Genomic DNA, 26,750 nt, shown 5'->3' with positions numbered 1-26,750 from the left:
CGGCTATGTCTTGCGTTCGTCATAACATCCCGCAAGGTTACCCAACAAATGTAACGTTTTATTATCAAAGGGTCTAATGAGAGATTGGTCTACTTTTTAAACAAGATACTAGTAATTAGAATGTTAGTAGGAATAGCAGCCACACATCTCCTATTTCACAGTACAACCTAAAAAATTAACGCTTAAAAAAAGAACATTATTTCATAAGCTTTTAGCTACAGGGTGCGAAATAGCGTTATTTGACGAGCAGAACAGAAAAAATCAATACAAACAAAAATCCCCAGCAATGCGCGATCACATCACTGGGGATTTTTTCATCAATATAAAATCTAAGTCAGCTTAAGTTACTTTTTATCCGACTTTTCCTTATACATTTCTTCAATTTCATCTTGGTATTTGTCATTGATGACTTTACGACGAAGTTTTTGAGTTGGCGTTAACTCACCATCATCCATAGAGAAAGCTCTTGGTAACAATTTAAACTTCTTCACTTGTTCAAACTTTGCCAACTCTTTTTGAAGATCGTTCACACGCTTCTCAAGCATTTCGACCACCTGGTGGTGCTTAATCAACTCAACGCGATCGTGATATTTGATATTCAGCTCTTTCGCGTACTCTTCTAGCGAGTCATAACAAGGCACGATAAGCGCAGAAACAAACTTACGAGTATCCGCAATGACTGCGATTTGCTCGATGAAGTGGTCTTTACCAATCGCACCTTCAATCATTTGTGGAGCGATGTATTTACCACCTGAAGTTTTCATCAACTCTTTGATACGATCGGTGATGAACAAGTTGCCATTTTCATCAATGTAACCAGCGTCGCCCGTTTTTAGGAAACCGTGCTCATCAAAGGTCTTTTCCGTCTCTTCTGGCATTTTGTAATAGCCACGCATCACCATTGGACCACGAACCAGAATCTCGTTGTTTTCGCCGATCTTAACCTGTGCGCCAGGCATCGACATACCAATAGAGTCGGGGTTAAAACATTTATCATCCCAACACGATACTGTCGCCGTGGTTTCAGTCATGCCGTAGCCCAACTTAACGTTGATACCAATCGCATGGAAGAATCGACCGATGGTTTCATCCAGCTTTGCACCACCACAAGGCATAAAGTTGATTTGCCCGCCAAGTAGCGCACGCAGTTTGCTCAGAACCAACTTATCCGCCAAAGCGTATGACTTACGCAGCAAGAGCGATGGCTGACGTTTTTCTTGATGACAAGCGGCCATTTTTGCGCCCATGTTGACTGCCCAAGTAAACATGATCTTACGATGAATCGGCGCGCGAGACACTTTCTCGTGAATCGCAGAGAAGATCTTCTCATAGAAACGCGGTACGGCACACATCACGGTAGGTCGCACCTGGCTCAGTGCATCACGTACTTGCATGGTGTCTTGCAAATAGCAGTTGGTCGCCCCTTTGTACAATACATAAAAGGTCCAAGCGCGCTCAAATACGTGTGACAACGGAAGGAAACATAATGACACGTCACTTTGAGAAAGGCTCAAGCGCTGATCGTGCCCTTCCAATTGCGCCGCAATGTTTGCGTAGTCCAACATAACGCCTTTTGGCTGGCCTGTTGTACCCGAGGTGTAGATCAGCGTGAGTAGATCATCTTCTTTTGCCTGATCTAAACGCGCGTCCAATTCAACTTGATATGTAGCGTCGCCTTTGGCAACAAATGCTTGCCAAGAGATAACGAAATCATGATCGCCAAGTTCTATATCATCAGACATCGCAACAATGAGCTCTAACTGTTCGCACTGGTCGAAAATGCTCACTGCTGCATCAAATTGAGGCTGTTCACCAACAAACAGAACTTTGACGTCTGCATTGTTAATGATGTACGCCGACTGGGCGGCAGTATTGGTTGGGTAAATAGGTACTGTCACGCTGCGTAATTGCAGTGCTGCGATATCAGCGATCGTCCATTGCGGCATGTTGTTCGAGAAAATGCCGATCTTATCTTGGACTCCTAATCCCTGAGCCAAAAGTGCAAGTGATAAAGCATCAACTTGCTGACCAAATTGCGTCCACGTAATACCTTGCCACTCCTCACCCACTTTATGCTTGAGTGCAACGCGTGTACCACCGTTCGCAATTTGTTCACGAATACGTTTAACGATATGAAAATCTAACTTGGCCATTCTTTTACTTACCTTTTGGCTTACAGGCGTAAGCTAATTGAGCGAACAAGTGTACTCACGGCTTGCTAAAACGCAACTGACCAGTATCAAACTTATCACTAATAAGAGACAACTATCACTTATACGTCGCGAACGTACCTCAAATTGCTGAATGATTACTCTATTTAACTTACTGTTTCGATTGTTGATTACGAAAACAAAAAGCCCCGAGAGACAAAAATCGCTCGGGGACCAATGAATTGTAAAAATTGATGATTACCAATATGGTCTAATCGAGAAGACCAAACGTCATCTTATTTTGCGGCAACGACTTCACCACAAGTGATCATCAGTTGATCGCGCAGCCAAATGTGGCCTTTATCTTTTTCGCTTGATTCATGCCAGCTTAAGAAGCCGCTGATTTCTTTGTTCGCAAATGGGAAATCAAGAATTTGCAGTTGATCGCTGTTTACCGCATTTTCCGCCATCCAACGTGGTGCAATAGTCACAAGCTCAGATTGACCCACCACGTATAGTAGGTTGCTTAAACTAGAACCTTCATACGCCGCTTGGCAATCCAGTTCACGGTACGCTTGCTCTGAGAAACTACGTTGGCCATGCACTTTCGATAACTTCGCATGCTTTTCGTTAAGCAGTTGCTCAGCCGTCACACCACCTTGAATGCGTGGGTGTGTTTTTGATGCGATAACCACTAATTCATCTTTGAAGATTTCAGTACTTGAGAAACCTTGCTCATCAAAACGAGCGTAGTCGATCACGAAATCAATTTCTTGGTAGCGCATACGCTCAGACAACAAACGGTCAAATTCTGCATCTAGGTGAAGCTGAACGTTTGGTGCTTGTTGATTCACTTTTGCCATGATCTTCGGAGCAAAACGCATGTCACAAGGGCTGCAAATCGCAAGCTTGAATAAGCGAGTCGAAGATTCTGGTTGGAATACAGAGCTAGGAAGTTCATTGCGAATCAGCTGTAGTGCTTGGCGAATAGGGCCAAACAGTTGACGAGCTCGTTGCGTAGGCTGAATACCACGGCCTTGGCGCATGAATAGCTCGTCGTTAAACATCACTTTTAAGCGTGCCACGGCGTTACTTACTGCCGGTTGAGACATGCCTAGGTTATGTGCTGCACGAGTAATATTTTGCTCTTGCATTACAGCATCAAATACAGTCAGTAGGTTTAAATCTACACCACGCAAAGTGCTTTCCATACGGTAGCTAGCAATTGCGCTCATCGCGTCTTTCTTCTCTAACATTGAGTGCGCCTCTTTTGTAATCGTCAACTTTGTTCATTAAATTCATAACGAATAGAATCCCATCTCGCACAAAAGACGGCGGCTGGATTCGAATCATTTTACGAATAGATAACCTAACTTTTTATTATATTTATCGTCCGGATACTTCCGGCTCGAACTGTACTATCAACTAATCGATTGCGGTTTCGCAACTAGATTGATATTTAATCAGTAAATTTTAGCCAATTAGGTATTTATTTGTTAAATAACAAATACTTGATAAAAACATAAAAAACTATAAAACACGTAAAAATGCATTCTTTGAGGACGTATTTAGCAAATTGATAGGACAGGCGGTCAACACAAGCATGCATTTAGCTCAGTTATTAGTTGGAATAAGAACAACAGATGACAGCTATATCTCTGATTGAATTTTGCACTTATCAGTCAAATTATCAGCAAATACACACTGAATAGAAATGAGAGAGGAAGAATAAAAATGCAGCCTTCCAAACAGAAAGGCTGCAACAAAATCGTGTCAAAAATGGAAGGAACAATGTACTTAGAACAACGTACTTAAATGTTCGACACGTAACTTGGAAAATCAACCTGCTCCCACAGCTGTCTGGATAACTCTGCTTTTGAATCCCATGCACCTTGCAGTACCCAATGAACAATAGCCTGAGCAACATCTGGGTATTTCACACTTTCGGCTTGTTGCTCCTTTAGCCACTGGCGTACTGCGGAAATGTCTAAGCTCTCCATCGACATCGCAAGCCCTAAATCTTCTAAGGTCGCAACATTGCTCTGCTGCTCGAATTGACCCGCGAGTGGCTTTAGTAACAATTTTTTCCCCAAAGACAAGGCTTCTGAAGGAAGCTCAAACCCACCATTAGCAATGACACCACTACAGCGATGCAAATGATGCTGGAAGTTGCTGTGGCATAAAGGGCGCAGTTCTATGTTTTCTACCTGCTCACATTCGATCACATCCGGGTGATAACAGATAAACGCTTGTTGATTAAAGTGGAACAATAAGTCCGAGATATCTTCAATCGATTCGAACGGTAGATACACCAACACGAAGTCGTCGTTTTCTGCTTGGCTATCGACGGTATGCACTATCGGTGGTAACAAAGGTTGATCAAAATGATGCCAATGCAAACCAAGGTGGTGTTGAGAAGGCGCAAAGTATTCAATGACGGATTTATCTAACCAACTTGCTCCCTTTAGTGGCACCGGATAACGGAAAGCATTTTGGTGGCTGATACCAATAGAAGGCTTATTTTGTTGTCTCGCTGCCCACGCAGTCACAGGTTCGAAATCATTAATGATAAGATCGTAGGACGATAGATCGAGTTGCTTAACTTCTTTGAAAAACTGCACCAAATTGTTATTCAATGCTGTTTTCGCGTAGTTTACAGAGCCTTTTTCGGTAATAAAGGTGAAGCCTCGGCGAGTCTGGTAATCGCCAAATGCTTCCATTGAAAAGTATTTTTCCGGCGCTCGCCCAGAAAACAAAAAGTCGACCTCAACATCGTGCTCTTTAAACGCATGACTCATCGCCCTTGCGCGTGCAATATGTCCGTTTCCTGTCCCTTGAACACCGTACAAGATTTTCATCAATTAGCCTCCTAACATCGCAATCGCTAATCCACCACAAAGACTGCCAAGCAGTGCACCAATGATGACATCGGTAAAAAAGTGCACACCCAATAAGATTCGCGCGGTTCCGATTAAACTTGCCCAAAAGAATGCAGCAACGCCTAGGCTCGGATAGAAATGATCAATCAGCGTCGCCATGACAAACGCAGCGGCAGTGTGTCCTGAAGGAAGACTATAGCGATCAGAGGGGGTAATAAAAGCAGGAAGGAGTGCACTAAGCTCTTCAGGGCGACGACGCTTAAAACTATTTTTCAGCGTCCAATAAATTGGTAGCTCGATAGCAAAAGCAAGTAAACCCGCCAGTAAAAACCAGACTCCTTGCTCCTTATCTAAATACCAAGCTAATAACCCCAACACCAAGTAAAGATGCCCGTCACCACTGTGGGAAACTCCTTTACTGATATTGGCGACTTGTTGATTAAAACGGTGCTTAAGACAAACACTAGAGAGCGCTAAATCAAACTTAGCAATGGTTGCAATTGGCTGTGTAATTGTCTCTATGGTTCTCATGTGACCTTTCCTTACTTTGACAACGCCTTTTTGTGAAAAGTAGGAGGTTTAGGTGACAACAGCATGACGGGAGTTTGGACAATTAATGACAAAGGCCAAATTAAGGTGTGCCCAACGATTTATCTATTGGGCATAACCATAAAAATAGAACATTAAGAAGGGTTTGATGGTTGCGGTTGAGGGGTGTCTATATACCAGACTTTTCTCTTCTTGCGGCAGGCGCGCAAAGAGCCTGTCGTCATGTCACCATCTTTTGTTAGCTCATAGCTCAGTGAGCGGCAAGTATAGTTTCCCGACAGTTCATGCTCTATACTCGTTTTCTCCGTTTTACTCGAGTTAGGCTCTAGTAGAGGGTTAGGCTGAGTAGATAAAATGTCACGATTTATCACATTGCTGCGCGCATAATCCTTATGGACATAACCTTTTATCACTCCTTTCTGTTCAACGAGAAACCAAGGTTGATCAACCACTTTTGCTAGCACATTAAAGACTTCCCCTTTCGATAATACGCCAAGCTTTGCCCCTTCAAGACTCGGTTTGGAGCGTAGGTTTAATGTGGTCTTAGAGCGGTAAGAGACATCCATAAACTCTACTGGGTTTGAGGTATCGACACCTTCAGTGGTTGGTCGGAAAACTTCCGCTTGCTGTTTCTCACTAGGCTGGACACGGATCTTCCACCAAGAATACGTTTCCGGATCTTTACCTTTAAACTTATTTCGGCTGTCAGACTCAAGGGCAACAAGCATCTGATTCAAGAACGATTCGCGTCCTTCATAACTCAAAAATCGATCCATTTGATCATTGATGACCATGACGCTCTGTGAGTGATCATTCATAACAACGGGGGAAGCCACTTCCACATAGGTCTGCGATTGAAACAGCTGACAACCCGACAAGCTGACCAGAGTAAATACTATGGCTGAACGTCCAAATTGTTTTGTTAACCTCATTCTTTCCCTAACCCTTATATTTCTTTTACCTAGTGCAACTGCACTACTATAAATGGTCATTCAAAACTTTTGCCAAACAATTCGGACCTTTGTGTGACAAGTCGCAATCCCGATGCTTGTTTTGGTAATGAAACGTCGCAAACTTGATGAGAACTTACTTCTTCTAGCACGTTTCTATCGCATCATGTCGTTTCACTTAGTGCATCATTTTTTTCAAGCAAACGAAAAGACTCATCCGATATGAATAAAAAATCGACTTTAGGGTTGACGCGCTTCATGGAGTGCGGTACTAATTTGTTAACTTAATTATGTGGAAAGCTTAACAACTATGTCAGCTCATTTTTCTATCCTGCTTAGCCTCCTCCTGATCGTGACCAGTTCGCGCGGGTAGGCTGTGGAAGAAAAATAACCACACCAATTTCTAAGAACCCGCATGAGAATGCGGGTTTTTTTATATCTAAATACTGGAAGTAAACGATTCACTTGCGCGAAAGTGCAGAAATCAGGAAGGAAGCAAACATGAACGATCAGGTCATTATATTCGACACCACATTGCGTGATGGCGAGCAAGCGTTGTCAGCAAGCTTGACGGTTAAAGAAAAACTGCAGATTGCCTATGCGCTGGAAAGACTCGGCGTTGATGTTATCGAAGCTGGCTTCCCAATCTCTTCACCAGGTGATTTCGAGTCTGTACAAACCATCGCAAAAAACATAAAAAACAGTCGAGTTTGTGCCCTTTCGCGTGCCGTTGCGAAAGACATTGATGCTGCCGCTGAAGCCTTAAAAGTGGCCGACCAATTCCGTATCCACACGTTTTTAGCCACTTCCACCATTCACGTAGAAGACAAACTACGCCGCAGCTACGACGATGTACTAGAAATGGCAGTCAACGCCGTTAAACATGCACGTAACTACACTGATGATGTCGAGTTTTCTTGTGAAGATGCTGGTCGTACTCCAATCGACAACCTATGTCGCATGGTAGAAGCCGCCATCAATGCAGGTGCGAGTACAATCAACATTCCAGATACCGTTGGCTACACCGTACCAAGTGAGTTTGGTGGGATTATTGAAACTCTATTTAACCGCGTTCCGAACATTGATAAAGCGATCATCTCCGTTCACTGTCACGACGATTTGGGGATGTCAGTTGCCAACTCTATTGCCGCCGTTCAAGCTGGCGCACGTCAGATAGAAGGCACGATCAATGGCATTGGAGAGCGAGCGGGTAACTGTTCACTTGAAGAGATCGCAATGATCATCAAGACTCGTCAAGAGTTTTTGGGCGTTCACACTGGCATTAAGCATGATGAAATTCACCGCACCAGTAAGTTGGTTAGCCAGCTATGCAATATGCCTATTCAAAGCAACAAAGCAATTGTGGGTGCAAATGCGTTTAGCCACTCTTCAGGCATCCACCAAGATGGCATGTTGAAGAATAAGAATACCTACGAAATCATGACCCCTGAGTCTATTGGCCTAAAAAACCAAGCTCTGAACCTAACCAGCCGCAGCGGTCGCGCTGCCGTGAAGAGCCATATGGATACCATGGGTTACAACGAAGACGAGTACAACCTAGACGCGCTGTATGCGGATTTCTTGAAACTTGCTGATCGCAAAGGCCAAGTGTTCGATTACGACCTAGAAGCCCTAATGCACTTCTCGAACTTGCGTGAAGAAGATGACTTCTACAAATTGAGCTACCTAAGCGTGCAGTCTGGCAGCGTAATGGCTACCACCAGCATCAAAATGCAATGCGGTGATGAAGAAATGTGTGAAGCAGCGGTCGGTAATGGCCCAGTTGATGCGCTATACCAATGTATCTACCGCGTGACAGGCTACGACATCGTTCTGGATAAATTCGACCTAACCGCGAAAGGTGAAGGTGAAGATGGTTTGGGTCAAGCAGACATCATTGCCAACTACAAAGGTCGCAAATACCACGGTACGGGTGTTTCCACCGACATCGTTGAGGCTTCCGGCCAAGCATTATTGCACGTTATTAACAGCATTCATCGTGCAGATAAAATCGAAGAAATGAAGCAGAAAAAGATTGCGACTGTGTAATAACAACCGGGCTACACGGCTCAGGAAAGAACACGCTCGTTGAAATAATTAAGCTCAAAATTAGAAAACTTAAAGGATTAACATGACAGACAAATCGTACAAAATTGCCGTCCTACCCGGTGACGGCATTGGCCCGGAAGTAATGGCGCAGGCACATAAAGTATTGGATGCAATCGAAAAGAAACATGGTATTGCGTTTGAGCGTGACGAGCATGATGTCGGTGGTATCGCGATCGACAATCACGGTTGCCCACTTCCAGAGAGCACAATAAAAGCATGTGAAGAGTCTGATGCAGTCCTATTCGGCTCGGTTGGCGGCCCTAAGTGGGAGCACTTACCACCAAACGACCAACCTGAACGCGGTGCCCTACTTCCACTACGAAAACACTTCCAACTGTTCTGTAACTTACGTCCAGCGCAAATTCACTCAGGTCTTGAAGCTTTCTCACCGCTACGTGCAGACATCTCGGGTCGCGGCTTTGACATCGTGGTAGTCCGTGAACTGACGGGTGGTATCTACTTCGGCCAACCGAAAGGTCGTGAAGGTGAAGGCGCAACAGAAAAAGCATTTGATACTGAGGTGTACCACCGCTTTGAGATCGAACGTATTGCAAAAATCGCTTTTGAATCTGCACGTCTACGCCGTAAGAAGGTGTGTTCAATCGATAAAGCGAACGTTCTGCAAAGCTCAATCCTATGGCGTGAAGTGGTAGAAGAAATCGCAAAAGATTACCCAGATGTCGAGCTGTCACACATGTACATTGATAACGCAACAATGCAGTTGATTAAAGACCCAGCTCAGTTTGACGTGATGCTTTGTTCAAACATCTTCGGCGACATCATTTCTGATGAGTGTGCAATGATCACTGGCTCAATGGGTATGCTACCTTCAGCAAGCCTAAACGAAAGTAAATTTGGTCTGTACGAGCCAGCAGGTGGCAGTGCACCCGATATCGCAGGTAAGAATATTGCTAACCCTGTGGCGCAAATCCTATCAGCAGCACTGATGCTGCGTTACAGCCTAGGTGAAGAAACTGCGGCGCAAGACATTGAAGCCGCAGTATCAAAAGCACTTTCAGCTGGGGAGCTAACGGGCGATCTTGCTGGTGACAACCCTGCGCTTACAACATCTGAGATGGGCGATAAGATCGCTGAGTACATCTTAAACTCGTAATACAGAACAGATTCATAATAAATACTAAATCCTCTATCCACCAATGACTTACCTCTAAGTCATTGGTGCTAAAACAAAGCAACAAGGATAACGAGGAAAGGAAGCAAACAATGGGCAAAACACTATACGAAAAAGTCTACGACGCACACGTTGCCGTCGCAGCAGAAGGGGAAAACCCAATCTTGTACATCGACCGTCACTTGGTACATGAAGTGACGTCTCCGCAAGCATTTGACGGCTTGCGTGAAAAAGGTCGTAAGGTGCGTCAGGTCAGCAAAACTTTTGCCACCATGGACCACAACGTTTCAACAACCACCAAAGACATCAACGCATCCGGTGAGATGGCTCGTATCCAGATGGAAACGCTATCGAAAAACTGTGAAGAGTTTGGTGTTACGCTTTACGACATTAACCATAAATATCAAGGTATTGTGCACGTTATGGGCCCAGAGCTTGGTATTACCCTACCGGGCATGACCATTGTTTGTGGTGACTCGCACACTGCTACACACGGTGCGTTCGGCTCGCTAGCTTTTGGTATTGGAACATCTGAAGTTGAGCACGTATTAGCAACTCAAACGCTAAAACAAGCGCGCGCTAAAACGATGAAGATCGAAGTAAAAGGCAAAGTGGCTCCGGGCATCACGGCTAAAGATGTCGTGCTAGCGATCATCGGTGAAACCACAGCTGCTGGCGGTACAGGCTACGTGGTTGAATTCTGTGGTGAGGCGATCACCGACCTTTCAATGGAAGGCCGCATGACCGTATGTAATATGGCAATTGAGCTAGGTGCGAAAGCCGGTTTGATTGCACCAGATGAAACCACGTTCGAATACATCAAAGGCCGTAAATTCTCACCCCAAGGTGCCGACTTTGATGCAGCAGTAGAATACTGGAAAACATTAAAAACGGACGATGATGCTCAGTTTGATGCAGTCGTGACACTAAACGCAGCGGATATCAGACCACAAGTCACTTGGGGTACTAACCCAGGCCAAGTGATCGCAGTAGATCAACCGATCCCAGCACCAGAAAGCTTTGCCGACCCAGTAGAAAAAGCATCGGCAGAAAAAGCATTGGCTTACATGGGCCTAGAGGCAGGCAAGTCATTGTCTGATTACAACGTTGATAAAGTCTTCGTTGGTTCTTGTACTAACTCACGTATCGAAGACATGCGCGCAGCCGCTGAAGTAGCGAAAGGTCGCAAAGTCGCGCCTCACGTTCAAGCGCTAATCGTTCCTGGCTCTGAGCAAGTAAAAGCGCAAGCAGAAGCGGAAGGCTTGGACGTTATCTTTAAAGAAGCGGGCTTTGAGTGGCGCCTACCAGGTTGCTCGATGTGTCTAGCAATGAACAATGACCGTTTGGGTCCACATGAACGTTGTGCGTCTACTTCAAACCGTAACTTTGAAGGCCGCCAAGGTCGTGATGGCCGTACCCACCTAGTGAGCCCTGCGATGGCAGCGGCAGCAGCAATTGCTGGTCACTTTGTAGATATTCGTGAACTAGACTAAGGAGCAAACCAATGTCAGGCTTTAAACAACACACAGGCTTAGTTGTTCCTCTAGATGCAGCGAACGTTGATACTGATGCCATCATTCCAAAGCAGTTCCTACAAAAGGTCTCCCGCCTAGGGTTTGGTAAGCACCTATTCCATGACTGGCGCTTCCTAGACGATGCTGGCGAACAGCCAAATCCAGAGTTCGTGATGAACGCACCTCGCTACCAAGGCGCGTCTATCTTGCTGGCTCGTGAAAACTTCGGCTGTGGCTCATCTCGTGAGCACGCACCGTGGGCACTAGCGGATTACGGCATCAAAGCGATGATCGCACCAAGCTTTGCCGATATTTTTTACGGCAACTCGATCAACAACCAAATGGTGCCAGTTCGTTTGACTGAACAAGAAGTGGATGAAATCTTCCAGTTTGTTGAGGCAAATGAAGGTGCAGAAGTCGAGGTCGACCTAGAAGCGAATGTCGTTCGTGCCAACGGCAAAGAATATGGTTTTGAAATCGATTCGTTCCGTCGTCATTGCTTGCTAAACGGTTTGGACAACATTGGTCTAACCCTTCAGCACGAAGATAAGATTGCCGAGTACGAAGCAAATATTCCAAGCTTCTTACGTTAAGACGCGTTAGTAAATACACAAATCAAGGGCTGGCAATTGTCGGCCCTTTTAATGTTTTGGGTAACCGTTCTCATATCGCTTTGCTTACAGAATACCGAACGCCTCTGTTGAAATTCGTCATCCTGAACAGCGGCGAAGGAGTGTAATTCAGGATCTACTGCCAGAGCGCACTGTGCAGATTCATACTGTCTTTACTCAAGAGTTTGTGGGTATTAGATTCCTGATATCGCTTATGCTCCTCAGAATGACGGCGAATAAAGGCCACTGATTACTGAAAGAAAACAAGCACTAAACTGGTCTACACTATCAACAATATCTCATTCAAAGGTATCTCTATGAAGCGTCTGTTATTGCTGTTGTGTGCTCTGGTTTCTTTCTCGACATTGTCCGCTCCAAAATCCGACTTATGGCCATATTGGAAACAATCGAATCAAGCCAACCAAACCCAAATTTCTCATCAAGAATGGCAACAACTACTCGATACTTATTTAGTTGAACAAGGCGAGAATACCTTGTTTCGTTACAGCCAAGTCTCCTCTGTCGATAAAACCAAGCTGAAACAATACATCCAGCGTTTGGCAAAACTAGACCCTCTACAATACAGCCAAGCAGAGCAGTATGCCTATTGGGTAAACCTTTACAACGCCATCACGGTAGATCTTATTTTGGATAACTATCCAGTCGAATCAATCACCAAGCTAGGTGGCTTATTTAGCTTTGGTCCTTGGGGAGACGATGTGGTCGTAGTCAACGGGAAGGATCTAACTTTAAACGATATTGAACATCGCATTTTACGTCCAATTTGGAATGACCCGAGAACACATTACGCGGTTAACTGTGCCAGCTTGGGATGCCCTAATCTGCAGTCTCAAGCATTCACTGCTGACAACACGCAAGTTCTACTGGATAGTGCCGCCAAAACATTTATTAACAGCAGCAAAGGCGTATCTATCCAAGGTAACACGGCACAGCTGTCTTCTATTTATGATTGGTTTGCAACGGACTTTGGTGGAGAAAAACAAGTCTTCAACCACATCGCAAAGTACGCACCGCAATACAAAAATTTCTCTGGTAAAGTGAAATACGAATACGATTGGGACTTGAATCAAGCCAACTAAACTGGAGAGATTTGAGGTCAATTAGCGTTAGGATCATGGTAGGCCAAAAGCTAAAGACACCGGCAACTCAAAAACTAAGACATAAAAAAGGGCACTGAGTGCCCTTTTTAAATCCAATACTTGATAGAAAACGTCCGACTACTTGAAGCCTTTGACTTTCTTAATCAGATCGTAAGCGTTTTGAATCTCTTGAGATTTCTCTTTCGCGACGTTCATCATCTCTGGTGGTAAACCTTTAGCCATCAATTTGTCCGGGTGATGCTCGTTCATCAGTTTACGATAAGCACGCTTAACGGTTTTACTGTCGGCATCTGAAGACACATCCAGAATTTTGTACGCGTCGGCCAACTGATCCGCTTGTGAAGCTTGTTGCCAGCTACCACCAGAAGATTGGCCTTGATGCTGACCATGAAAACCACCCTGGCTTTGGAAACGGAATGCGGCTTCTTGCATTTGCAAGCGACGCTCTAGCTGCTCAGAAGAGAAACCCAAACCACGTGCTATTTTGTGTAACACATTTCGTTCACTAGGATGAATCGAGCCATCTGCAAAGGCCGCCGAGATTTGCAGCTCTAAGAAAAATTGCAACAAGTCAAAGCGACCAGCTGTCGAAATTTTCACACGAACAAGAACATCTTCTAACGGAAAGTCGCTGTCTTTACCTTCACGAAACGCGTCTTGCGCTGCGCGACGCTGTTCGCCATGCAAATTCATGCGGTCCATCATGGCAGAAGCCAGTTGGATTTCCTCTTTGGTGACTTGGCCTTTCGCTTTTGCCACATGTCCCATTACCGCAAACGCCGCTTTAAAAAACTCTTCTTGGCGCTGAGCTTGACTTGGCCCTTTTCCAAAGCCGCCAGTAGAGAACCCGGCTTGACTCAAGCGACGTGCTTTATCGAATTGATGGCCAATAAATAAGCCAAAGAGTAAACCTAGCGGCCCGCCAAGTAACAAGCCAAAAAAGGCACCCAGAATTTTGCCAAAAATATGCATTATGTGTTCTCTATCAATGAATTTTTATCGACGACGGCGGTCTTATAGTGCCGGATGCAACGATTTCCTTTATGATAATGGAATTAGTTTTATTTCGGCTAGGCCATTTCGCCTGCTTATCTTTGCAGCTATTTTGTCGTCATTATGCCACAGTGAATCAATACGCTGGGATAAATGCGACTATAGTTGATTCATTTGGCTATTACGCTAGGGTACAACAAGCCCTATAGCCATCGAGTAGTAGTGACACAGGAAAGTTCAATTCAATGCAACATTTCTCCCGCACATTTTTAGCGGCCTCTATCAGCACCGCCTTGTTTGTACCCACCACTCAAGCTGAAGCGAATATCCATGATAGTGTGCAGGAAATGCCCGCCACAGATCAATGTTTGGTCGATACAAGTGGCGAGGAGGACGCTCTTAATACCCCAGTAGTGGTAGAAGCTGACACCCTGCAAGCCATCAATGGTGACAAAGCTCAGTACTCAGGTAATGTACAAGTCACCCAAGGCCAGAAGAAAATTACCGCAGATAGCGTAACGCTGCACCAACAAGACAACGTCGTGGTTGCCGAAGGCAACGTGACTTTCAATGACGGCCAAGTCAAAGCTCGATCTGATCGTGTTACTAACGACATTAATCAAGATACGTTTTCACTTGAGAACACCGATTATCAGTTCCTTTGCCAACAAGGCCGAGGCACTGCAGCCTATATCGCTCGCACAGGTCAGTCGGTTTATGAACTCGAAGACGGCTCTATCACATCGTGCCCTCAAGGCGATAATTCATGGCGATTGGTTGCGTCAGGCATCGATGTTGACCAAGATGAAGAGACAGCGACGCTGCACCACCCTCGATTTGAAGTGTTAGATGTGCCTGTTTTCTATGTGCCGTATCTAACCATGCCAATTGGAGATACGCGTAAAACGGGTTTCCTCTTCCCTTCTTTATCGTACGGTTCTAGTGATGGTATGGAAGTCGAGGTGCCATTCTATTGGAACATCGCGCCTCAATATGACATGACACTCACCACGCTCTATATGCAGCAACGTGGTACAAAACTCGATACTGATTTCCGCTACCTAACAGATGGTTGGGGAAATGGAGAAATCAAAGGCGAATACCTCAATAGTGATCGCAAATATCAGGACGAGTCTCGTTGGGGCTACCAAGTTAAACACGACGGTATCATCAATAAACAGTGGATAGTCAAAGTCGATTACTCAAAAGTGAGTGATATTGATTACTTCCTCGATCTCGACTCCGACATTGGTAACCGTGAAGATGGTCAACTGGTCCAAGAAGGACAAGTACAATATCGTTCTGACTTCTGGGATGCCTCGTTAACCGTTCGTGACTTCCAAATCTTATTGAAAGAAGAGAACCGCCCTTATCGCCTGCTTCCTCAGTTAGACTTGAACTACTACACGCCGTTGTGGGGAGATTACCTTAACTTTGACGTGAAGAGCCAAGTCAGCCGCTTCGATACCAGCGATGCTGCGCGACCAAATGCGACCCGTGTTCACATTGAACCAGGGCTTACATTACCACTCTCAAACTCATGGGCAACGTGGACAACAGAAGCGCGTGTGCTCTCTACGTATTACTCTCAAGACTTAACGGGTTTGACAGATGTAAACTTGCAAAACCAGTTGGATGATGAAGTTTCTCGTGTTATTCCTGAGTTCCGTACGCATGCGCAACTTTACTTAGAGCGAGATACAAGCTGGATCAAGGGCTACACACAAACACTGGAGCCTCAGCTGCAGTACTTGTACGTACCTGAAGAAGATCAAACCAACATCTACAACTACGATACCACCTTGCTACAAACCGACTACTACGGGCTATTCCGCAGTCGTAAGTACAGTGGCATTGATAAAATCGCCTCGGCGAACCAGTTAAGCTACGGTGCGAGTACTCGCTTCTTTGATGATGACTATAAAGAGCGTCTTAACGTTTCATTTGGTCAGATTTACTACTTCGATAAAAAGACCAAACTGAGCAACAGCCCAAATCTTCCGGATGAGACAACCAATTACTCATCATGGGCAATTGAAGCTGATTTCAACTACAACGATTACTTGTTCTATCACGGTGGAATTCAATACGATATTGATTTGAGCTCCATGCAGTTGGCAAACAGTACCTTGGAATACCAATTCAACGGCGGCTTTATTCAGGGTAACTATCGCTACGTTACGCGTGAATACATCGAAGATACGATCATTCTCGAAAACCTAGACACAATTACTCGTAAAGGTATTTCTCAAGCAGGTATTGTAGCGGCCTACGAGTTCAACCCGAACTGGTCTGCGAGTGGTCAATACTACTACGACCTCAATGAAAATGCGGACCTAGAATGGTTAGCGAGCCTACGTTACCAATCTGACTGTTGGTACATTGGCGTCACTTACTCAAACCAATTGCTTGGTTGGGAAGACCAAGCTATCGGCAGCACCGGGGCATCACCTGAATACGAAAATAACTTCAGCGTTAACTTCGGTATTCAAGGCTTTGCGACCAACCAGCGTGAAGACACTGCTGTCAAAGAACTGGATGGTTCTGACAACGCGATTAAGTACGGCCGCCCATTCTATCTGAACAATTAATCAAAATAGGCGTCTTAAATGAATAAGACGCCTATTCAAAAATACTGACGGAATTTTAAATGAAAATTTGGAAATCAATCTTATTCACGACCCTACTCTCTTGCGGAGCGGTTGCAGCACCAGTAGAGATCGATAAGGTTGCGGTCATCGTGAACGACGGTGTAGTTCTACAAAGCGACATCGAAACAGCGATGAAAACGCTGCAAGCCAACGCACGTCAAAGTGGAAAGAGCTTACCTTCCACCAGCGTGTTAAAAGAACAAGTCGTTGAAAAACTTATCATTGATACGTTGCAAGGCCAAGAAGCAGACCGTATTGGTGTGCGTATTGACGACAACCGTTTAAACCAAGCGATTGCAGAGATCGCACGTAATAATGAGCAATCGGTAGAACAACTCGCCGCTTCTGTAGAAAGTGAAGGTTTAAGTTACCCAGAATTCCGCGAACAAATTCGTAAGGAAATCGCCGCATCAGAAGCTCGCAATGCACTGGTTCGTCGCCGTATTAATATCCTTCCAGCAGAGGTCGATAGCCTTGCTGAGCAACTATCACAAGAAACCAATGCGACTGTTCAATACAAAATTGGACACATTCAACTGCGCTTCTCTGACGATAAAGAAAAGTCAGCTGTAGAAGCAGAAGCTAAAGCGCTCGCGAAAAAGCTAAACGAAGGTGCAGACTTTACGGAGATGGCCTACACCTACTCAAAAGGTCCTAAAGCTTTACAAGGTGGTGACTGGGGCTGGATGCGTAAAGAAGAGATGCCAACCATCTTTGCTGATCAGATCAAGATGCAAAACAAAGGCAGCATTATTGGTCCTTTCCGTAGTGGCGTTGGTTTCCACATCCTAAAAATAGAGGATGTAAAAGGCCTAGAAACGGTTGCGGTAACAGAAGTAAATGCGCGTCATATTTTGATTAAACCAACCGTGATTCTGAGCGACGAAGGGGCGAAGAAGCAACTGAATGAATTTGTACGCCGCATCAAAGCCGGTGAAGCAACGTTCGCTCAATTGGCAACACAATACAGTCAAGATCCTGGCTCGGCAGCACAAGACGGTGAACTAGGTTATCAAACACCAGATCTTTACGTGCCAGAATTTAAGCACCAAGTAGAAACTCTGCCAGTTGGCTCAATCAGCGAACCGTTCAAAACCGTTCACGGCTGGCATATCGTTGAAGTGTTGGATCGTCGCCAAGTTGACCGCACTGACTCAGCGATGAAGAACAAAGCTTACCGTATTCTATTTAATCGTAAATTTAATGAAGAAGCGGGCGCATGGATGCAAGAGCTACGCGCAAGTGCGTTTGTTGAAATCGTGGATGACAACAATGACAACTAATACAATTCGTAGAATTGTCGTAACCGCAGGGGAACCTGCGGGTATCGGCCCAGACTTAGTGCTTGCCCTATCGAAAGAAGATTGGGCGCACCAAATTGTCGTCTGTGCCGATAAGAATATGCTGACGGAGCGAGCCAAGCAGCTTGGCATCGAAGTCCAACTGTCTGATTACAATCCAGAAGAAGCACCTAAAGCACAAAAAGCGGGCACGCTTATCGTTGACCATATCCAAATATCAGAACCTGCGGTCGCAGGCGAGCTCAATGAAGCGAATGGCCACTATGTACTAAAAACGCTAGAAAGAGCGGCTTTAGGCTGTATGAATGATGAATTTGATGCTATTGTCACCGGCCCTGTTCATAAGGGGGTGATTAATCGCGCAGGTGTTGCATTCAGTGGTCATACTGAATTTTTCGCCGAGAAGTCACAAACGCCGCTAGTCGTAATGATGCTAGCAACGGAAGGACTACGCGTGGCGCTGGTTACAACACATATTCCTTTAGCTTATGTGTCCAAAGCTGTCACCGAAGAGCGATTAGAAAAAATCATCGATATTCTTCATAAAGACCTTGTAGAAAAGTTTGCTATCGCACAACCAAACATCTACGTTTGCGGGCTTAACCCTCATGCTGGCGAAGATGGCTGCTTAGGTCGTGAAGAGATCGAAACCATCACTCCGACACTGGAAAAAATTCGACAAGAAAAAGGTATCAACCTGATCGGCCCTCTGCCGGCTGATACCATTTTCAATGAAAAATATTTAAATGATGCTGATGCTGTTTTAGGCATGTACCATGATCAAGTGTTGCCAGTATTAAAATACAAAGGCTTTGGTCGTTCAGTAAACATTACTCTTGGTCTACCTTTTATTAGAACATCGGTGGACCACGGTACTGCATTAGATCTGGCAGGGACAGGTCAAGCGGATACAGGGAGTTTCCGAACAGCGCTCACGCATGCGATAGATTTGGTAGAGAAGAAACAATGAGAAATGATGTCCATTTAGGACACAAAGCGCGTAAACGTTTTGGTCAAAACTTCCTGAACGATCCATACATTATTGATGGAATCGTATCAGCGATTAACCCAAAACCAGGTCAAAACCTGGTTGAAATCGGTCCTGGTCTTGGTGCAATCACTGAGCCGGTAGGTCGTGAAGTAGATAAGTTCACAGTTATCGAATTAGACCGCGATCTGGCGGAACGCCTACGTACTCACCCTGAACTGGCAGATAAGTTGATCATCCATGAGGGTGACGCTATGCGTTTTGACTTCACTCAACTAGTGAAGCCAAACAACAAGCTGCGCATTTTTGGTAACTTGCCATACAACATCTCTACACCATTGATGTTCCACCTTTTTGAGTTCCATAAAGACATTCAAGACATGCACTTTATGCTGCAAAAAGAAGTGGTAAACCGCTTAGCCGCCGGCCCTGGCAGCAAAGCTTACGGCCGTTTAACGGTAATGGCTCAGTACTACTGTAAAGTGGTACCGGTACTGGAAGTACCGCCAACGGCATTCGTTCCACCACCGAAAGTGGATTCTGCCGTTGTTCGTTTAGTGCCTTACGAAGAGCTGCCATGCCCGGCGAAAGATCTGCGTTTGCTCGATCGCGTTTGTCGTGAAGGCTTTAACCAACGTCGTAAAACCGTTCGTAACTGCTACAAATCGTTGTTAAGCACAGAAGTACTAGAAGAGCTAGGTGTTAATCCAAGCATGCGTCCAGAGAACCTGACGCTAGAACAATTCGTCGCAATGGCGAACTGGCTTGCGGATAACCCGCAGCACTAAGAACTCAAACAATGAGCCAAACCCTTGTAGGTTTGGCTTATTATTATTGGGATATTACGTTTCTGAGGAGTGCACATGGACGTCATTCAACCTTGCATCAAAATTCAAGTTCACACCAAATACATCGAAGAACAGTCCAACCCAGAGCTACAACGCTACGTTTTCGCTTATATCATCACCATCAAAAACCTTAGCCAGCAAACCGTACAGTTAGTGAGCCGCCGCTGGCTAATCACAGACTCGAATGGCAAGCAAATGACGGTTGAAGGTGACGGAGTGGTAGGCCAGCAGCCCTTTATTCCAAGCAATGATGAATACACGTACAGTAGCGGAACCGCGTTAGAAACCCCTGTCGGCGTTATGCAAGGACACTACAAAATGCTGGATGAGAAAGGGCAAGAGTTCATCACCGAAATCGAACCATTTCGCTTGGCTGTTCCAAATGTTTTAAATTAGTAAATTGGAGATTCAGTGGCTACCTATATTGTTGGTGACATCCAAGGCTGTTTTGATGAATTGCAGCGACTACTAGAAAAAGTATCTTTCTCTGCGAAAAAAGACCAACTTTGGCTTGCTGGTGATTTGGTCGCCAGAGGGCCTAAATCACTAGAAACGTTACGCTTTGTGAAGTCACTTGGCGCAAGCGCAATCGTGGTGCTTGGTAATCACGACCTCCATCTTCTCGCTGTGGCTCACGGGATAAAAAAGGTCAAAGACAAAGATAAAACCGCACCTATTTTCACGGCCCCCGACAAAGAGGAATTACTGACATGGCTAGCTCAGCAACCTCTATTGGCCGAGCATGACGAGTTCGTGATGTGTCACGCTGGCATATCACCGCAGTGGAATCTAAAAACAGCGAGAAAGTGTGCCCGTGAAGTTGAGCGCATCATCCAAAGTGAAGAGCTGCCTTGGCTATTAAAAAACATGTACAGCAATCAACCGGATTCCTGGGATGACTCTCTACAGGGTTTGGACCGATACCGCTATATTATCAATGCTTTTACGCGGATGCGCTTTTGTTTCCCTGATGGTCGTTTGGATATGGATTGTAAATTGCCACCGCAACAAGTTTCTGGTAACGAACTTATTCCATGGTTTGATGTGCCTAAACGTATCCACTTAAACAAAGCGGTGCTCTTTGGGCACTGGGCTGCACTGCAAGGTTATATGAACAACGAAGTCATCGGGCTAGATACTGGCTGTGTTTGGGGCGGAAGCCTAACCATGATCCGTTGGGAAGATAAGAAAATTTTTACTCAGGATGCGTTAAGTTAAACACTGAATAACAGTCGATAATCCATAGTAGGAGGAATACCTGTCACTTAACACCTCCTGTAGGGTCATTCCAACGAGCCTTAACGAGACTAGAAATCTAATATCCTCGCGCTGCGAATAGATAGAAATACCTTTGACAACAAAGTACTCGTATAGAGGCTCCTGAATCTCGCTCTTTCGTCGCTTTTAAGGATGACGGTAGGTTGGGATGGCCGCTCGCTGTTATACGAGCGGCATTACCGTATTAACTACGCGGTGTTAATCTCGAATTACTTTTCTAACACAGTAAAGCGCATGTTGTAGGCGTTCTTCTCATCGGCTTGATACATTTCTGAGTAAGTTTCCTTAAACTCGTCTCCCCAATCTGGGAACTGAGTATCACCATCAATCGCGGCTTCAATGTGTGTTACATACAGTTTATTGGCCATAGGCAGACAAGTGGTGTAAATCGCACCACCACCAATGATCATCACTTCTTCCACATCACCTGCGACTTCCAGAGCCTGCTCAATCGATGTTACGGTAGTGACACCTTCGATCTTTAGTGTCTCATCACGGCTAATAACAATATTCAAGCGACCTGGTAAAGGGCGACCAATAGACTCATAGGTTTTGCGTCCCATCACAACCGGTTTTCCCATGGTACAACGCTTAAACCAAGCGAAATCGGCGGGAAGATGCCAAGGCATTTGATTGTCTTTGCCAATGATGCGATTGTCGGCCATCGCGGCAATCATACTAATGATCATGTTAGGTCCTTATACAATTGGTCTGCGGCGATAGAATAACAGCCCTGGAACCGCAAGACCAACAGCTAAACCTGCAATAATAAACATGGCCTTAAGAAAGTTTTCCATACAGGTTGCGACAAGCTCGGGTGAGTAGCCAACATGATTGATCTCTACCATAGCGATCATTGCTTTGTACGCAAACACACCCGGCACCATCGGGATCAAAGCAGCCACAGTAAACACTTTTGGATGCGCGAGAAAACGGTGAGACCAGTACACACCAATCATCCCAACTAACGTCGCGGCAAAAAAGGTTGCCCACTCAATAGGAATGCCAAACTGCATCATCAAGTAGCGGCTACCATGACCAATCGCGCCACCAACAGCGCAATACACTAAGGCTCTTTGTGGCACGTTAAAAACCAATGCAAATCCTACGGCGGGAATCGCCGCAAAAAACATGTCATTCAAAAGGCCAAACATCAAATCAAATAAACTCATTAGATAGCCCACCCCCAAATTCCAGTTACACTCATCGCAGCAACGATCCCCAAACATGTCGCCAACGTTAGTAAACTAGCCATCACAAATCGAGCAATGCCCATATTAATGTGGCCTTTCAACATATCTGCGACAGAGTTAATGAGTGGGAAACCAGGTACAAGCATTAATACCGACGATGCCATTGCTACGGTAGGTAGATTACCGATTTGGTAAATTTCCGCCTGTGCTGAAATTAAGGTAGTCACAAAAGCGGTCGCAGCAAAGTTCAATAGAGGGTTGAAATGACGATGACCAATTTCTTGGCGAACGATCATGCCACCAGCTGAAGCTAAAAAGGTCATGATGAATACTCCCCAATCACCACCAGCTAGATGACTGAATGCCGCACAAGACAAGCCAATCATAAACACCACCAACCAGCGGTTATAACGCTCTGGACTGATAGCGTTCAGCTTTTTCTGCGCCATGGTTGAATCGAGCAAACCACGTTCCATCATGATACAGATTCGTTGAATTTGCGTAATAACGCGCATATTGATGCCACGATCAGCGCAGCTTCGGGTGGTGGTGATGCAGTGTCCATCCATTACCGTCGTCACAACCAATGCATTAGCTGATAGTGCTACCGCAACTTCATTCACCCCACAAGCAAGGCCAATACGACGCATAATATCGCTCACAAGAGTACTTTCAGCACCATGAGCAAGTAGCATTTGTCCGGCTTGGGCGACAAGACGAGAAATCGATCGTTGAGTAGATACCGCCAACTCTCTAGGCGGTATGGTTTCTAGAGTCATAAATAAGTCTAATTCCTTTTAGGGTGTTACTCATTCATACGCGCGAGGGCCAAACTAACCCTCAAAAAACACGACGTATCGGTTATTGTGCCGTAAATCACATCACCTAAATATGATTTAGATACAAAAAAAGCCGCAATAAATAATTGCGGCTTAATGAATTATAGGCAAACAGGCATTGTTTGACCGTTCTGATTAGTCACGAACGTAGACAACGTGACCGTCATCTTCTTCATCGTCCCAGTCATCCCAATCGTCGTCGTCATCTTCAGTGATAACGTCTTTACCCGCCATCGCATCTTTATGGTAATCATCCCACATGAAGTTAACTTTATCTTCTTCAGCCACTTCTTCCTCTTCGCGAGGTAGGTTATCCATAAAGTCAGCCAGTTTGTAACAAAGCTCTTTAGTACCGTTACGATTGATCGCCGAGATCTTAAAGTACTCGTCTTCCCAACCTAGTGCGTCTAAGATTTCTTGGATCTTCTCATTCGCTTCTTCTTCAGGCATTAGATCAACTTTGTTGAACACTAACCAGCGCGGCTTACTTGCCAGTTTTTCGCTGTATTGTTCTAGTTCATCAATGATCGTCAATGCATTTTGCACCGGATCGGACTGATCAATTGGCATAATATCGATCATGTGCAGCAACACTCGACAACGCTCTAAGTGCTTCAAGAATCGAATACCAAGGCCAGCGCCATCTGCTGCACCCTCGATCAAACCAGGGATGTCTGCAACAACAAAACTTTTCTCTGGTACGACACTTACGACACCCAAGCTTGGGATCAAAGTCGTGAATGGGTAATCAGCGACTTTCGGTTTTGCTGCTGATACTGCGCGGATAAAGGTTGATTTACCAGCATTAGGTAGACCAAGCATACCCACATCAGCAAGAAGCAATAGCTCAAGGCGAATTTCGCGTACTTCACCTTTTGTACCCAATGTTCTCTGACGAGGCGCGCGGTTTACTGAAGATTTGAAACGCGTGTTACCTAGACCGTGCCAACCGCCTTTTGCGATCATCACTTTCTTACCGTGTTCAGCAACTTCCGCCACGATTTCATTTGTGTGGATATCCACAGCGCGCGTACCCACAGGTACACGAAGAACGATGTCTTTACCACGCTTACCTGTACAGTTACCACCGCGACCGTTTTCACCACGCTCAGCTTCGTAGAAGCGCTGGAAACGGTAATCAATCAGGGTATTTAGGTTTTCATCGGCTTGGATATAAACATCACCACCGTCACCGCCATCACCGCCATCAGGGCCACCTTTAGTGATGAATTTTTCACGCCAGAAACTGACAACGCCACTACCGCCATCACCAGCCTGAACTTTTACTACCGCTTCATCTACGAACTTCATCTTTTACTCCGACTACTTCGTGCGTGGATTAAATCTTACTATGTCATCCGACAATTTTAGCAGATGACAGATCTAAGCTCCCAGATTCAAATCGCTTAGGATCTTAGCGAGAAACTTCGATATGTCGACTGCAACAAATAAAAAACCCCGCCGATTCGGCAGGGCTTTTGAATTCAGCTTAAAGCTATTAAGTAATTTGGTTAAAAACCTAATTACTCAGCTTCGATGCTTACAAACTTACGGTTCTTAGGACCTTTCACTTCGAACTTCACTTTACCTTCAGTAAGAGCGAATAGAGTGTGGTCTTTACCGATACCTACGTTGTTACCAGCGTGGAACTTAGTACCACGTTGACGAACGATGATGTTACCTGCAAGTACAGATTCACCACCGAAACGCTTAACACCTAGACGTTTGCTTTCTGAATCGCGGCCGTTACGAGTAGAACCACCAGCTTTTTTGTGTGCCATTGTTAAACTCTCCTAATAGATTAAGCGTTGATACCAGTGATCTTCACTTCAGTGAACCACTGACGGTGACCCTGTTGCTTACGAGAGTGCTTACGACGACGGAACTTAACGATTTTAACTTTATCGCCACGACCGTGTTGTACAACTTCAGCAACAATTTTGCCGCCCTCTACAAGAGGAGCACCAACTTTGATGTCTTCGCCGTTAGCAACAAGAAGAACTTTATCAAATTCTACAGTTGCACCAGTTTCAACGTCTAATTTCTCTAAACGAAGAGTTTGACCTTCGCTTACACGGTGTTGTTTACCACCAGATTGGAAAACAGCGTACATATTTTACTCCGCTTTTTCCGCACAGCCTTTCTTGAGGGTGTGCGCTAAACTAATCATCAATAGGGCGCAGATTCTACAGAATAGATGCTCCTATGACAAGCCATATTTTGAAAAAATTGGCGAAAAGCTAATCGCCAAAGAAAAGTGCGGCAATCATGCCCTTTAGTAATGTATTAATCAACGTTTTTTAGTGTATTATTCGACAATTATATAAATCGAATAAGCCTTGCAGGGTCTAACTTCAGCCGGATATACGATGGATTTTAAAACTATCCAAGCGCTTACTGCCGATGACATGGCAAAAGTGAATGAAACAATTCAAGCCCAACTTAATTCTGATGTCTCTTTAATCAACCAGCTCGGTTTTTATATCGTGAGTGGTGGAGGCAAACGTCTAAGACCGCTTTTAGCGATACTGTCAGCCCGTGCACTTGGTTACCAAGGCAATGGTCATACAATGGCAGCTGCGTTTATTGAGTTCATCCATACAGCGACTTTGCTGCATGATGACGTGGTAGATGAATCAGACATGCGCCGTGGTAAAGCCACTGCGAATGCAGCATTTGGCAATGCGGCTAGCGTATTAGTTGGGGACTTTATCTATACACGCTCATTTCAGATGATGACGGAACTAGGATCCATGAAGATCCTTAAACTAATGAGCAATGCCGTAAACGTGATCGCCGAAGGTGAAGTACAGCAGTTGATGAACTGTAACGACCCTGACACGACAGAAGAAAGCTACATGCAAGTCATCTACTCTAAGACTGCGCGCTTATTTGAATCCGCAACTCAAATCGGTGCGATCTTAAATGACGCTCCTGAGCATGTGGAAATTGCAATGCAAAATTACGGTAAGTATCTAGGCACTGCGTTTCAGCTCATTGATGACGTCATGGATTACACTTCTGATGGCGAAGACATGGGTAAAAATGTGGGTGATGACTTGGCCGAAGGCAAGCCAACTTTACCTCTACTCCATGCTATGCGTAATACCACACCAGAAAACGCCATCATGATTCGTGAAGCGATTGAGAAAGCGAATGGCATGGATCGCTTAGAAGAAATTCTTGCGGTCATGAAAGAAGCAGGCTCTCTGGAATACACAACGCAAAAAGCTCTAGAAGAAGCAGACAAAGCAATCGCAGAACTATCAGTGTTGCCAGAGTCTGAATACAAACAAGCGCTTGTTACTCTGGCTCATGTCGCTGTACAACGCACGAAGTAATCAATAGCTACCCATAACGCAAGGCTTATAGCTAAAAGGAAGAGCATGCTCTTCCTTTTTTACGTTTGATACCTAATGACGACGCCCGAGACGCTAGTAATATCTGTCACTACCGCCATGCAGTTGTGGATCATCTTCTATTTCATCAAAGCTAACAGCGAGCTGCTGTTCAGTCCCTTGTTTGGACAACAATACCGTCTCTGCTTCATGGTCGACCACTAATATCGTACCGACGCCTTGTTGGCACTCAACAACCATGCCTTTACGGATTCGACTCGCTTCCATCATCTTCTCCTTCACTAC

Annotated in this window: 25 protein-coding genes; 12 read left to right on the top strand and 13 right to left on the bottom strand. The window is 45.1% G+C overall.

Annotation, left to right across the window (positions count from 1 at the left end):
- Positions 1-344: 344 nt before the first annotated feature.
- From R7070_RS11635 to R7070_RS11615, 5 genes are all read right to left on the bottom strand, one after another.
- Positions 345-2,153, bottom strand: coding sequence for an AMP-dependent synthetase/ligase (locus R7070_RS11635; protein ID WP_005379694.1), 1,809 nt, complete (start codon positions 2,151-2,153; stop codon positions 345-347).
- A 293-nt stretch (positions 2,154-2,446) separates the two neighbouring features.
- Positions 2,447-3,406, bottom strand: a complete 960-nt coding sequence (calR, locus tag R7070_RS11630) for a LysR family transcriptional regulator CalR (RefSeq protein ID WP_005379693.1) — start codon at positions 3,404-3,406, stop codon at positions 2,447-2,449.
- Positions 3,407-3,961: 555 nt separating this feature from the next.
- Positions 3,962-5,008 carry an MJ1255/VC2487 family glycosyltransferase gene (locus R7070_RS11625; RefSeq protein WP_005379691.1) on the bottom strand — a complete coding sequence of 349 codons (1,047 nt, stop codon included), beginning with the start codon at positions 5,006-5,008 and terminating at the stop codon, positions 3,962-3,964.
- A 3-nt stretch (positions 5,009-5,011) separates the two neighbouring features.
- Positions 5,012-5,560 carry a phosphatase PAP2 family protein gene (locus tag R7070_RS11620; protein WP_005379690.1) on the bottom strand — a complete coding sequence of 183 codons (549 nt, stop codon included), beginning with the start codon at positions 5,558-5,560 and terminating at the stop codon, positions 5,012-5,014.
- Positions 5,561-5,712: 152 nt separating this feature from the next.
- Entirely contained in the window at positions 5,713-6,510 is a 798-nt protein-coding gene (locus tag R7070_RS11615) for an SH3 domain-containing protein (RefSeq protein WP_256900294.1), read from the bottom strand.
- A 519-nt stretch (positions 6,511-7,029) separates the two neighbouring features.
- Between R7070_RS11615 and leuA the strand changes: the two genes are divergently transcribed.
- The 5 genes from leuA (at position 7,030) to R7070_RS11590 (ending at position 12,994) form a co-directional block, all read left to right on the top strand.
- Positions 7,030-8,577, top strand: coding sequence for a 2-isopropylmalate synthase (leuA, locus tag R7070_RS11610; RefSeq protein WP_005379685.1), 1,548 nt, complete (start codon positions 7,030-7,032; stop codon positions 8,575-8,577).
- 82 nt (positions 8,578-8,659) lie between these two features.
- The gene (leuB, locus tag R7070_RS11605) at positions 8,660-9,751 is read left to right on the top strand and encodes a 3-isopropylmalate dehydrogenase (protein WP_042522421.1); all 1,092 of its coding nucleotides are present in this window, start codon (positions 8,660-8,662) and stop codon (positions 9,749-9,751) included.
- A gap of 110 nt (positions 9,752-9,861) precedes the next feature.
- Complete coding sequence (leuC, locus tag R7070_RS11600) at positions 9,862-11,262, top strand: 3-isopropylmalate dehydratase large subunit (RefSeq protein ID WP_042522422.1); 1,401 nt, start codon at positions 9,862-9,864, stop codon at positions 11,260-11,262.
- 11 nt (positions 11,263-11,273) lie between these two features.
- A complete protein-coding gene (gene leuD, locus R7070_RS11595; RefSeq protein WP_005383071.1) occupies positions 11,274-11,876 on the top strand; it encodes a 3-isopropylmalate dehydratase small subunit in 603 nt (200 codons plus the stop codon).
- Between the two features lie 335 nt (positions 11,877-12,211).
- A complete protein-coding gene (locus tag R7070_RS11590) occupies positions 12,212-12,994 on the top strand; it encodes a DUF547 domain-containing protein (protein WP_256900295.1) in 783 nt (260 codons plus the stop codon).
- Between the two features lie 138 nt (positions 12,995-13,132).
- On the opposite strand, the gene djlA is transcribed toward R7070_RS11590, so the two are convergent.
- Positions 13,133-13,987: a co-chaperone DjlA gene (gene djlA / locus R7070_RS11585; RefSeq protein ID WP_005383076.1), complete on the bottom strand. Its 855-nt coding sequence runs from the start codon at positions 13,985-13,987 to the stop codon at positions 13,133-13,135.
- A gap of 266 nt (positions 13,988-14,253) precedes the next feature.
- On the opposite strand from djlA, the gene lptD reads away from it, so the two are divergent.
- From lptD to apaH, 6 genes are all read left to right on the top strand, one after another.
- Entirely contained in the window at positions 14,254-16,599 is a 2,346-nt protein-coding gene (gene lptD, locus R7070_RS11580) for an LPS assembly protein LptD (RefSeq protein WP_005379673.1), read from the top strand.
- A gap of 59 nt (positions 16,600-16,658) precedes the next feature.
- Complete coding sequence (surA, locus tag R7070_RS11575; RefSeq protein WP_005379672.1) at positions 16,659-17,942, top strand: peptidylprolyl isomerase SurA; 1,284 nt, start codon at positions 16,659-16,661, stop codon at positions 17,940-17,942.
- Positions 17,932-18,930: a 4-hydroxythreonine-4-phosphate dehydrogenase PdxA gene (pdxA, locus tag R7070_RS11570; protein ID WP_005383085.1), complete on the top strand. Its 999-nt coding sequence runs from the start codon at positions 17,932-17,934 to the stop codon at positions 18,928-18,930. Before surA ends, pdxA begins: the two co-directional genes overlap by 11 nt.
- Positions 18,927-19,736, top strand: coding sequence for a 16S rRNA (adenine(1518)-N(6)/adenine(1519)-N(6))-dimethyltransferase RsmA (gene rsmA / locus R7070_RS11565; RefSeq protein WP_085569674.1), 810 nt, complete (start codon positions 18,927-18,929; stop codon positions 19,734-19,736). The genes pdxA and rsmA overlap by 4 nt, the downstream gene beginning before the upstream one ends.
- Positions 19,737-19,811: 75 nt before the next feature.
- Positions 19,812-20,192 (top strand): Co2+/Mg2+ efflux protein ApaG, encoded by a 381-nt coding sequence (apaG, locus tag R7070_RS11560; protein WP_005379668.1) that lies wholly within the window; start codon positions 19,812-19,814, stop codon positions 20,190-20,192.
- A 15-nt stretch (positions 20,193-20,207) separates the two neighbouring features.
- On the top strand, positions 20,208-21,014 hold the full coding sequence (gene apaH, locus R7070_RS11555; protein ID WP_047101938.1) for a bis(5'-nucleosyl)-tetraphosphatase (symmetrical) ApaH: 807 nt from the start codon (positions 20,208-20,210) through the stop codon (positions 21,012-21,014).
- 269 nt (positions 21,015-21,283) lie between these two features.
- On the opposite strand, the gene folA is transcribed toward apaH, so the two are convergent.
- The 6 genes from folA to rplU all read right to left on the bottom strand — a co-directional run bounded on the left by folA (position 21,284) and on the right by rplU (position 25,219).
- Positions 21,284-21,763, bottom strand: coding sequence for a type 3 dihydrofolate reductase (gene folA, locus R7070_RS11550; RefSeq protein ID WP_005379666.1), 480 nt, complete (start codon positions 21,761-21,763; stop codon positions 21,284-21,286).
- Positions 21,764-21,772: 9 nt separating this feature from the next.
- Entirely contained in the window at positions 21,773-22,246 is a 474-nt protein-coding gene (locus R7070_RS11545) for a threonine/serine exporter family protein (RefSeq protein ID WP_005379665.1), read from the bottom strand.
- Complete coding sequence (locus R7070_RS11540) at positions 22,246-23,046, bottom strand: threonine/serine exporter family protein (protein ID WP_005379664.1); 801 nt, start codon at positions 23,044-23,046, stop codon at positions 22,246-22,248. The genes R7070_RS11545 and R7070_RS11540 overlap by 1 nt, the downstream gene beginning before the upstream one ends.
- A gap of 195 nt (positions 23,047-23,241) precedes the next feature.
- Positions 23,242-24,417 (bottom strand): Obg family GTPase CgtA, encoded by a 1,176-nt coding sequence (gene cgtA, locus R7070_RS11535; protein WP_005383091.1) that lies wholly within the window; start codon positions 24,415-24,417, stop codon positions 23,242-23,244.
- Between the two features lie 212 nt (positions 24,418-24,629).
- Positions 24,630-24,887, bottom strand: coding sequence for a 50S ribosomal protein L27 (gene rpmA / locus R7070_RS11530; protein ID WP_005383095.1), 258 nt, complete (start codon positions 24,885-24,887; stop codon positions 24,630-24,632).
- A 20-nt stretch (positions 24,888-24,907) separates the two neighbouring features.
- On the bottom strand, positions 24,908-25,219 hold the full coding sequence (gene rplU / locus R7070_RS11525; protein ID WP_005383096.1) for a 50S ribosomal protein L21: 312 nt from the start codon (positions 25,217-25,219) through the stop codon (positions 24,908-24,910).
- A gap of 256 nt (positions 25,220-25,475) precedes the next feature.
- Here rplU and ispB point away from each other — a divergent pair, with 256 nt between their 5' ends.
- Complete coding sequence (gene ispB / locus R7070_RS11520; protein WP_005383097.1) at positions 25,476-26,447, top strand: octaprenyl diphosphate synthase; 972 nt, start codon at positions 25,476-25,478, stop codon at positions 26,445-26,447.
- 93 nt (positions 26,448-26,540) lie between these two features.
- Here ispB and R7070_RS11515 read toward each other — a convergent pair whose 3' ends face one another.
- Positions 26,541-26,732: a hypothetical protein gene (locus R7070_RS11515; RefSeq protein ID WP_005379661.1), complete on the bottom strand. Its 192-nt coding sequence runs from the start codon at positions 26,730-26,732 to the stop codon at positions 26,541-26,543.
- Positions 26,733-26,750: the final 18 nt, after the last annotated feature.

It is taken from the genome of Vibrio sp. 1557, from assembly GCF_033340175.1.
GTDB classification, from domain to species: domain Bacteria; phylum Pseudomonadota; class Gammaproteobacteria; order Enterobacterales; family Vibrionaceae; genus Vibrio; species Vibrio alginolyticus.
This window is presented reverse-complemented; position numbering and strand designations above follow the sequence as displayed.